The organism is Saccharopolyspora phatthalungensis, assembly GCF_014203395.1.
GTDB lineage: Bacteria > Actinomycetota > Actinomycetes > Mycobacteriales > Pseudonocardiaceae > Saccharopolyspora > Saccharopolyspora phatthalungensis.
In genome coordinates this window covers 162,412-172,816 of record NZ_JACHIW010000004.1, presented here as the reverse complement: position 1 = coordinate 172,816, position 10,405 = coordinate 162,412, and the positions used below count along the sequence as shown (strand labels likewise).

Sequence of the window (10,405 nt, the reverse complement as noted above, 5' to 3'; positions counted from 1 at the left end):
CGAACTTCGCCCCCAGCGCCATTCCGAAGTAGGGCTCACCCGCATCACGAGCGCGACGCGCCTCCGCCCGTGCCTCGGTGCGCAGCTGCTCCGAGTCTGCCAACTCCGAACGACTCACATCGTCCTGGGCCCTGATTTCCTTGAGCCGCTCCGCGCCCCAGTCCCGGCCCCTGCCGAACTTCGCTCCCAACGACTGACCGGTGTGCGGCTTGCCCTCGTCGCGAGCGCGACGCGCCTCCGCCCGCGCCGCCTCCCGCAACGGTTCCGCAGGCCGAAGCCGCGCAGCCTCCTTCCCCGCTTCCGAAACCGGGGCAGGCCCCATGAGTCTTCGCGCCGCTCCCTCATCCACCGCGTCGTCGACCCGGCTCCGTTTGCGGCCACTGCTGACACTGATCGGGTCCGTTGCTTCAGCACCCCGATCGGTGTCCGCATTAGACACTGATGGGCCAGCCTCGGGTGGACTAACTTGATCGTCATCCGCCGCCACGTCGACATCCATCTTCGGGAGCAGATCAGGTACGACATGGGGCTCCAGCGTGTTTCGCACCCGCTCGACCAACGCACCAGCATCCTTCACCCGCTTCCGCAGCCCCGCCAACTCCGCACCATCGAACCCGCCCCGCCCCAACATCTCCAGCCACAACTCAACCCGGTCCCGCAACCCAGGCAGATAACCCACCGGCGCACCCACCAACAACCCCCGCAACGCATCCACCGACACCCCCAATTCGGCAACCAACTGCGACCGCTCGGCATCATTTACACCCACCGCCGACTCCCCCACCGACGTGCCAGGAACCAACCCCGCATCCCCCACACTCGACCCAGAACCCAACTGCTCGGCAACCACCGGATCAAGCCACCACGCTTCTGCACCATCCCCGGGACCCACAAAGCCCGGGTCAAACGACCACGAAAATGCGCCATCCGCTGATGCGACCAGCCCCGGGCCGGAGGACCACGACACCGTCTCATCCGCAGACTCGGCGGCCACACCACTAACCGCACCGCCGCCCGCGGCTCGCTGCGACACCGGAACCCCCGCCGGCGTACCAGCAACCAACCCCGCATCCCCCGCACCCCACCCAGTAGTCAACTGCTCGGCAACCACCGGATCAAGCCACCACTTCGCTCCAGAATCTCCGGACTCGGCCAATCCAGGAGCGACCGGTCCCGGCCCCCACTCATCCGCAGACGCAGCGGCCACCTCATCAACCGCACCACTGCCCCCGGAGTCCGCCGAAGCCCGCTCAACCTCGTCCTGGAGATCTGACTCCGTCCACCCCGCCACGCTCGTCGACTCAGTGAGCGAGCGCGACCGTTCGGCTACCGTCACATCCAGAGACGAGCCTCCCGCCGTCGCCACATCGCCCCCAAGGTCAGGCGATCCGGAGACCGAACCATCAACCGCATTCCTGATCTCCCGAAGTCGCGCGGCACCCCAGTCCCGGCCCCTGCCGAACTTCGCTCCCAACGCCTGACCGGTGTATGGCTTGCCCGCGTCACGAGCACGATGCGCCTCCACCCGCCCCGCTGCACGCTCCCGCTCGTCCAATTCCACTCGGCTGACGTCACTTTCCACGCCGATTTCTACAAGTCTCGCGCGAGCCCAGTCCTTGCTCCTGCCGAATTTCCCGGCCAGCTCCTCAACGGAGTACGGCTTACCCGCATCACGGGCGCGACGCGCTTCGGCACGCGCCGCCTCCCGCTCCCGATCGTCCGATACCGTTCGGCTCACACCATCGGAGTTGATCTCACCGAGTCGTCGGAAACCCCAGCCCTTGCTCTTGCCGAACTTCTCGCCCAACGTCCTACCCGAGTGGGGCTCACCGGCGTCACGCGCACGGCGCGCCTCCACCCGCGCCGCCTCCCGCACCCGCTCCTCCAACTCCAGCCGAGGCACACCACCTTCGCCCTTGATTTCCTCAATCCGCCACCAACCCCACCCCCTGCTCTTGCCGAACTTCTCGCCCAACGTCCTACCCGAGTGGGGCTCACCGGCGTCACGCGCACGGCGCGCCTCCACCCGCGCCGCCTCCCGCACCCGCTCCTCCGCCTTCGATGGGGGCGCCGCGTCCTGATCCCTGATTTCCCTCAGCCTCGCAAGCCCCCATTGCTTGCTCTTGGCAAACCTCTTTCCCAACGCCAAACCTGTGTAGTCCTCGCCCGCATCACGAGCGCGACGCGCCTCCTGGCGCGCCGCCTGCCGCAACGACTCCGCACCGAGGCCACTTCCCTGGCCATTCGGTTCCGCGCCTTCACCATCACCCAACATGTCCTCGGTAGACGACGCCGCCAACTCGGAAACCAACCACGACCGCCCAACATCCGCCGAGACCCCATCCGCTGACGCCCCAGCCATGTCGGCAAGAGCCCACGCCGAATCCCCCGCCTGCCAGCCAAAACCCAACGACTGCTCAGCGACCATTGGATCAAGCCGCCGCGACCGCATGAGATCCCCAGAGTCCACCGGGCTCGGGGCAGTAGCAACCGGCCACCAACCCACAACATTCGCAGGCCCAGCCGCCACACCAGCACCGCCCGCAGACTCATCAACCCTCCCCGAACCCGTCCCCGCATCCGGCCCCGCTCCAGCCTGAACCATCAACCCCGACCCCACCGAACCCAACCGCACCGCCAACTCCCGCGAAAACCGAACCCCCTCAGCACGCCCAAACCCACCAACCCTCGCCGCCACCAACGCCACCACATCATCCAACGACACCTCAGCACCCCCACGCGCCAGCATCACCACATCATGCGTACCCTGCACAACCCCCATCGCCACATCACGCGGCCCACCCACCGAATAAGCCCACTCAACCTCGACACGCAAATCCGACACCGACCACTCCGCCACACCCACCGACCCCCCAACCGGCAACGACCGCTCCGCCACATCCGCGTGCTCAACACCCAAACCACCAACCGGATTCTGGATCTCCCGAAGCCGCGCCGCACCCCATTGCCTGCTCCTGCCGAACTTCTTACCCAGCGTCTCGGCCTTGTAGGGCTCACCCACGTCACGGGCACGACGCGCCTCCGCACGCCCCGCCTCCCGCTGACGCTCGTCCAATACCGCTCGGCTAGCCCCGCTTTCCTCGCTGATTTCCGCAAGTCGCGCGCGTCCCCAGTCCTTGTTCTTTCCGAACTTGCTCGCCAGCGCCCTAGTGGTATATGGCTGACCGGCGTCACGAGCACGACGCGCCTCCGCTCGCGCTGCCTCACGGTCACGCTCGGCTGATCCCGCCCGGCTCACATCATTTTTGATCTCATCGAGTCGTCGGCCACCCCACCGCTTGTCCTTGCCGAACTTCTTCCCCAACGCCGTACCCGAGTAGGGCTTACCCTCGTCACGAGCATGCCGTGCCTCCACCCGCGCCGCCTCCCGCTCACGCTCCTCCAACGCCGTGCGGCTCAAACCACGACCTTCACCCCTGATTTCCTCAAGCCGCCACCAACCCCATCCCCTGTTCTTGCCGAACTTCTTCCCCAACGCCGCACCCGAGTAGGGCTTACCCTCGTCACGAGCACGCCGCGCCTCCACCCGCGCCGCCTCTCGCAGCTGCTCTTCGTCCTCCGACTCCGGCCGGCTCGCGGCTTCCTGCTCCCTGACTTCCTTGAGCCGCGCGCCCCCCCATGCCTTGCTCCGGCCAAACTTCTTCCCCAACTCCGCGCCGTTGTAAGCCAGGCCCACGTCACGAGCACGCCGCGCCTCCACCCGCGCCACCTCCCGCAACGACGCCCCGCTGTCAAGGCCCGCACCGTCCTGCACCGATTCCGAGTTCGGCCCCGATCGAGCCGCTTGTTCATCGATCTCCTCGTCGGCACGGCTGCGCTTTCGACCATTGCGCGCACCGGGCGAACCCGTTCCGGCCACCTCACGCGAAACGTCCTCAATAGACTCCAGCAGACGCCAGGCATCCGGGACCGCATGCTCGCTCCCCGCCGTGAGGCCGGCATCGGTGCCCGGAAGAACTCCAGGGGCGGCAAGGTGCCCCAGCTCGCTTCGCACCCGCTCGACCAACGCCCCAGCATCCTGCACCCGCTTCCGCAAGCCCGCCGGCCCAGCACCATCAAGCCCACCACGCCGCCTCAACATCGCCGACCAGCGCTCAACACTTTCCCCAAGCCCAGGCCGGTAACCCTCTGGCGCACCAATTAACAACCCCCGCAACGTATCCACGGCCTCCCCCAACTCGGTAACCAACCGCGACCGCTCAACATCACCCACCGACTCCGCAGCCGCCGACGTCCAAGCCACGTCGACAACACCCCACCCCACATCGCCGGAATCCCACCCAGAGCCCAACTCCTGCTCAGCAACGACCGGATCCAGCCACCACGGCCCCACCTCATTCCCAGACTCCCCAAGCCTCCAGACAGAAGCATCCGACCACCAACCCACAACATCCCCAGACTCATCAACACTCGCCGAACCCGCCCCCACATCCAGCCCCGCTCCAGCCTGAACCATCAACCCCGCCCCCACCGAACCCAACCGCACCGCCAACTCCCGCGAAAACCGAACCCCCTCAGCACGCCCAAACCCACCAACCCTCGCCGCCACCAACGCCACCACATCATCCAACGACACCTCAGCACCCCCACGCGCCAGCATCACCACATCATGCGTACCCTGCACAACACCCATCGCCACATCACGCGGCCCACCCACCGAATAAGCCCACTCAACCTCGACACGCAAATCCGACACCGACCACCCCGCCACATCCGCGGACTCGACACCCACAGTCGGCACATCACCCCGAGAAGCCGAAACCTCACCGGCGGAACCGCCAGCCTCATTCCTGATCTCTGAAAGGCGCGCCGCACCCCATTCCCGGCCCCTGCCGAACTTCTTCCCCAACGTCTCGGCCTTGTGGGGCTTACCCGCGTCCCGGGCACGACGCGCCTCCGCACGCCCCGCCTCCCGCTCACGCTCATCCAATATCGTTCGGCTAACTTCTCCTTCCTCGCTGATTTCCGCAAGTCGCACACGAGCCCAGTCCTTGCCTCTGCCGAACTTCTCGGCCAACTCTCTAGCGGTGTAGGGGCGACCGGCGTCGAGAGCGTGGCGCGCCTCCGTTCGCGCCGCCTCCCGGTCACGTTCTTCCCTTATCGTTCGGTTTACCCCGTCTCCCACGGCGATCTCATTGAGTCGCCGGCTACCCCACCCCTTGCTCCTGCCGAACTTCGCTCCCAACGCCGCGCCCGAGTAGGGCTTACCCCCGTCACTAGCACGCCGTGCCTCCACCCGCGCCGCCTCCCGCTCACGCTCCTCCAACTCCGAGACAGTCACCCCACCCTCATCTTTGAGTTCCTTCATCCGCCGCCAACCCCAGGCCGTGCTCTGCCCGAACTTCGCCGCCAACGCCCCGCCGGAGTAGGGCTGGCCAGCGTCACGGGCGCGACGCGCCTCCACCCGCGCAGCCTCCTGCAACTGCGCCTGGCTCTGCACCGCATGCCGGCCCTCGTCGCTGATTTCTCTAAGTCTCGCGCGCCCCCAGTCCTTACTCTTGCCGAACTTTTCCCCCAACGCCCGACTGGAGTAGGGCTGGCCCGCGTCCCGGGCGCGACGCGCCTCCTGCCGCGCCGCCTCGCGCAGCGACTCCCGGCTGCCCAGGCCCGCATCCTCCTTCCCCGCTTCCACTGCCGATTCCAGGAGCCTTCGCGCCGCTCGCTCATCCGCATCGGCGACGCGCCTTCGCTTGCGGTCACTGCCTTGGCCGATCGATTCGGTTCCGCCAAAACCACCCCCCAAACCACCCGCAGTGTCCTCAGTAGATGCCGACGGAGCCGCCCCGGACAGACTTACATTCTCGCCATCCGCAGTGAAGTCGACATCGATGCCAGGGAATAGAGGAGGCAAGGCGAGATCCGACGGCTCCACAGCTGTCGACTCACGAGCCGCGTGCGAGGTCTCAGCCGAAGCCACCTCAGGTGACGCTACGCGCTCCGTCGCTACAACAGCCTCAAGACCAGGCGCGAGAGCATCAGGTGCACTGCTGATCTCCAAAATTCGCGTCCGCCCCCAGTCCTTGCTCTTGCCGAACTTTCTCCCCAACGCCGGACCGGAGTAGGGCTGTCCCGCGTCCTGAGCACGACGCGCCTCCGCACGCGCCGCCGCACGCTGCTGTTCGACCAGGTCCGGTCGGGGCGCACCACTCTCGTTCCATATTTCCCCAATCCGCTGCCAACCCCATGTCCTGCTCTTTCCGAACTTCTTGCCCAAAGCATCACCCGTGTAGGGCTTTCCCTCGTCCCGAGCACGACGCGCCTCCGCACGCGCCGCCGCACGCTCTTCCTCCCGCTTTTGCTCAATCAGCTCCGACCGGCCCGCACCACCCTCATTTTCGATCTCTCTAAGCCGCGCCTGACCCCACTCCCTGCTCCTTCCGAACTTCTTTCCCAACGCCCTGGCCGAGTAGGGGGTCTCACCCTCGTCCCGGGCGCGACGCGCTTCCACCCGCCCCGCCTCACGCTGTCGCTCCTGCGCCTGCCAACTCGGCGGGGGGCTCTCGGTCGTGATTTCCGCAAGCCGGGTCTTACCCCACAGCACGCTCTTTCCGAACTTCTGCGCCAATGTCCGATGGGTGTATGGCTTGCCGTCCTCATTCGCACGACGCACCTCCTCCCGCGCTGCCTCCCGCACCTGCGCGTCCAATTCCGACGGGCGCGGAACACCCGGGGCCCTGATTTCAGCAAGCCGTGTCCGCCCCCACTCCCTGCTCTTCCCGAATTTCCGCCCCAACGCCGCACCCGAGTAGGGCTTGCCCTCGTCCCGAGCACGACGCGCCTCGGCCCGCCCCTCCTCGCGCACCAGGTCGTCCTGGTCCGCCTGATCCCCGCTGTGGAGCCCCAAGCCGTCGTCCTCATCCACACCCACCGACGCCTCACCCGCCGACGCCTCACCCGCCGACGCCTCGCCCGCCGACGCCTCGGCCCCGTCAGCAACACCCCACCCCACATCCTCGGCATCCCACCCGGAACCCAACGACTGCTCAGCCACCACCGGATCCAGCCACCACGAACCCCTTCCGTCCCCGAAATCCAGCTGGCCCCCGAAGTCCAGCTGGCTCGGGTCAAACACCCATGCCTCCGCCGCCTCAACGAGCTGCGGACCGAACGACCATCTCGCGTCCTCCCCAGGATCATCGGCCTCGCCACCGATCCCATCCGCGGGCTCCGCCGACACCTGGACCTCCGCCGGTGAATCCGGCCTCCCTCCGGCCTGAATGGTCAACCCCGACCCCACCGAACCCAACCTGACCGCCAACTCCCGCGAAAACCGCACCCCCTCGGCACGACCGAACTCACCAACCCGCGCCGCCACCAAAGCAATCACGTCATCCACCGACACACCCGCTGCACCACGCGCCAGCCCCACCACATCATGCGTGCCCTGGACGATCCGTTCCGCCACAGCACGCGGCCCAGTCACCGAATAAGCCCGCTCGACCTCGACACGCAAGTCGTCGGGTTGCCCCGGTATGCCCGCCTCGGAAACCACCGTGTCGGGTTTGCCGGTGGCAGCGTCGGCACCCACCGAAGCCGCCACGGCCGGCCCCGGCTCGGGTACCCGAACGGAGGCCGACGAAGTCCCCAGAACATCTAGCCGGTCGCCACCCTCCCTGGCTTGCCGCGCCGGAATCTGCTCCGGCCCGCCAACCGGACGCGGGCGAGATCCGTCCGGGGCAAACAACGTCCACTGCGGACCACGCCGAGCTTGCCCTGGCATCAGGGCAACAACGTCACGCCCCACACCGCGCGCCACCTCCGACGCCTGACCAGACGACACCACCACACCAGGACTCGAACCGGCTTCCGGCACCAGCACCACCGGACCCGGGCCCGCATCGCCCACGTAACCTCGCACGAACTCCACAAGCCCACCGCCGGAAGCCGTATCCGTCGGCACCGACACCCGCACCCCACCCCCAGGCAACCCAACGGGCCCCGCACCCAAGACCGGAGCATCCGATGGCACCGAGGACCCATGCGGCGCCGACGAATCCGGCTCACCGGTCGGATCAACACTAGAATCGATACCGGAATCCGCCTCCGACGACACATCAAAAACGGCCGGGACCCACTCGCCCCCTCGCAGCGTTATGCCGTCGCCGACATCCGTGTGACTACGGGAGTACTCACCACGCCGCACGGCGTCTACACCGGAGTCCCCCAGCACCATCCCACCTTCAGAACCCCGCACTTCACCCCGGTGCTCATCCGGCCGCATCCCGGCCACTCCGGGCGGTTCGGCAGCGGGTGCATGCGCGTCGCGCTGCGGCGAATCACCGACCGCCAGTCCACTGTCAGAGGCCAATGATCCGCCAGCGTATTCACCACTACTGTCCACAGCAGACGATAAAGCAGTCGAGTGACCATCACCGCCGTCCGGACTGTACGACGGCGGTGGCCCTTCCGCGCCAGAATCCCCTACCGAGAAACCATGACCGGGATTCGGTGCACCGCTGCCGACGCGATGCGCACCTTCGGCCGCACCGTAGGGCGGCGGCGGCGTCTCCGGCCTGTCCTGCTCCCGCAGCACACCCGGAACCGTGGCCTGCCACGACACCACCTCACTATCTCCCGGTATCCCGGACGCACCAGCCTTGGCCCCCTTACCCGCCGAAGCACCGGCATCCTCGCCCGTCGGCCCGCCACCGGACGCCTCTCCATTAGGCATAGCGATCCGGGGTTCCGGAACCGATGCGCCACGAACCAAGCCCCCCACCGACTGCACAGCCCATGCCCGAGGCACGCCATCCACATCCGCCCTGACCACTCCCCCGTCTTTACCATCCGGTACCTCGGAAACGCCACCCAGCAGCGCCTTTTCGGCGCCGGAGCCAACAGTCGGGGTACCCGATTTCTCCGGAAGACCCGGCCCGACCGCACCCGGACCGATGCCCCGTTTCGGTTCGCTGGCCGTGGTCCTAGGACCAGGCACGGGCACTCCTGAATCCACACTGGGAACTCCACCCGGGGAGCCTGGCTTCTCCGCCGTCCGCAAGCCGGACTCCACCTTCAACAAATCAGTCGTATCCGCATACACGACGGCAGAATCTTCAGCCTCGCCGACACTGTCTCGGGCTCGGCCCGCCGGAACCAGCTCCCCACGCAGCGCCAGACCCGCCAGGTTGCCGACACCCGAACCGATCGCCTCCGACACCCCAGCGGTAAACGAGAACGGATTCCACTGCGCACCCTGACCACTCATCGCCCCATACCCAGCCTCGCCCAGCATCTCCGTCAAGCCCTCTTCAAACGCCTCCCCCAACCCATGACCAAACCGCACCGCCCACATCGCCCGCACCGACATCCCCGTGAAATCCTCAATATCCTTCGACACCACATCAGCAAACCTCGCCACCGAAGCCACCGGATACCGCTCCGCATGCTCCTCCGCCGCATGCTTGGCCGCCGCCGCCAACACCTCAACATCGATCTTGTCACCCAAACCCCGCACCAACACCTTGGCGATCGCATTACCCACCACATTGCCCAACGCCGACAGCGGCACCGCCAACAACCCACTAAACGACCCCACCCCCACCGCCATCTCCGACATCGCCGCATCCCACTTCTCCCGCGTCCCCAACGCAAACTGCACACCCTGCGCCCCGGCATCCATCACCACCTGCAACCCCACCCCCACCACCTGGCTCATCGCCAAACGCATGAACAACTGACCCCACCACCGAGTCAGCAACAACCGCATCACCGCAAACCGCGCCGCCAACCACGCCATACTCGCCCCACCAGTAGGCCCCGCCATCGCCACCGCCCACGCCACCTCCGCCACCAACAGCAACAACCCACCCACGGTCACGAACTTCAAATACTGCACCTGCAACGCCAGATTCCGCACAAACCCCGCCAACTCCCGCAAACCCACACCACCCGACTCCAATACCGGTCCGAACGCCGCCAACCGCTGCGCGAACCGATCCGCCGCCTTCCCCGAAAACCCACCCCGCACCCGCCCCACCACCTCCCCCACCACCGGACCCAACGTCTCGACCGCCACCGCACCCGACTCCAACCGCTCCGCCACCGCGAACAACGCATCCTCATCCGCATCCGTCATGTCCTCACCGGTCAACACCTGAAAAAGCCGCCTCACCTCCTCCGGCACCAGCAAGGACATCCGAGATCACCCAATCAGCTCACACGAACCAGGTCAGGCCGCGACTCCGAGGCCGTTGCGCGGGGAGCGGTACGCGTCACTCAACCGTCCCCATCAAGCGGACCGGCATTAGACAACCGGACAGGAATTCGCGCCATCTCTGGGCACACAGATCGTCGCGGCCGGCATCGGCTCATCAGACCCGGCATTACGGCATCCGAGCGGCACCTGCCGCTCGGTCACCAGGGCCAGCCCCTCATCCCTGAGCAC

1 protein-coding gene is annotated in these 10,405 nt (G+C 67.0%); it reads right to left on the bottom strand.

Annotated elements, in window-relative coordinates; all coding sequences use genetic code 11:
• Window positions 1-10,156: WXG100-like domain-containing protein (locus BJ970_RS36755; protein ID WP_446689114.1), on the bottom strand; the 10,156-nt coding region annotated here is incomplete at its 3' end.
• Window positions 10,157-10,405 lie beyond the last annotated feature (249 nt).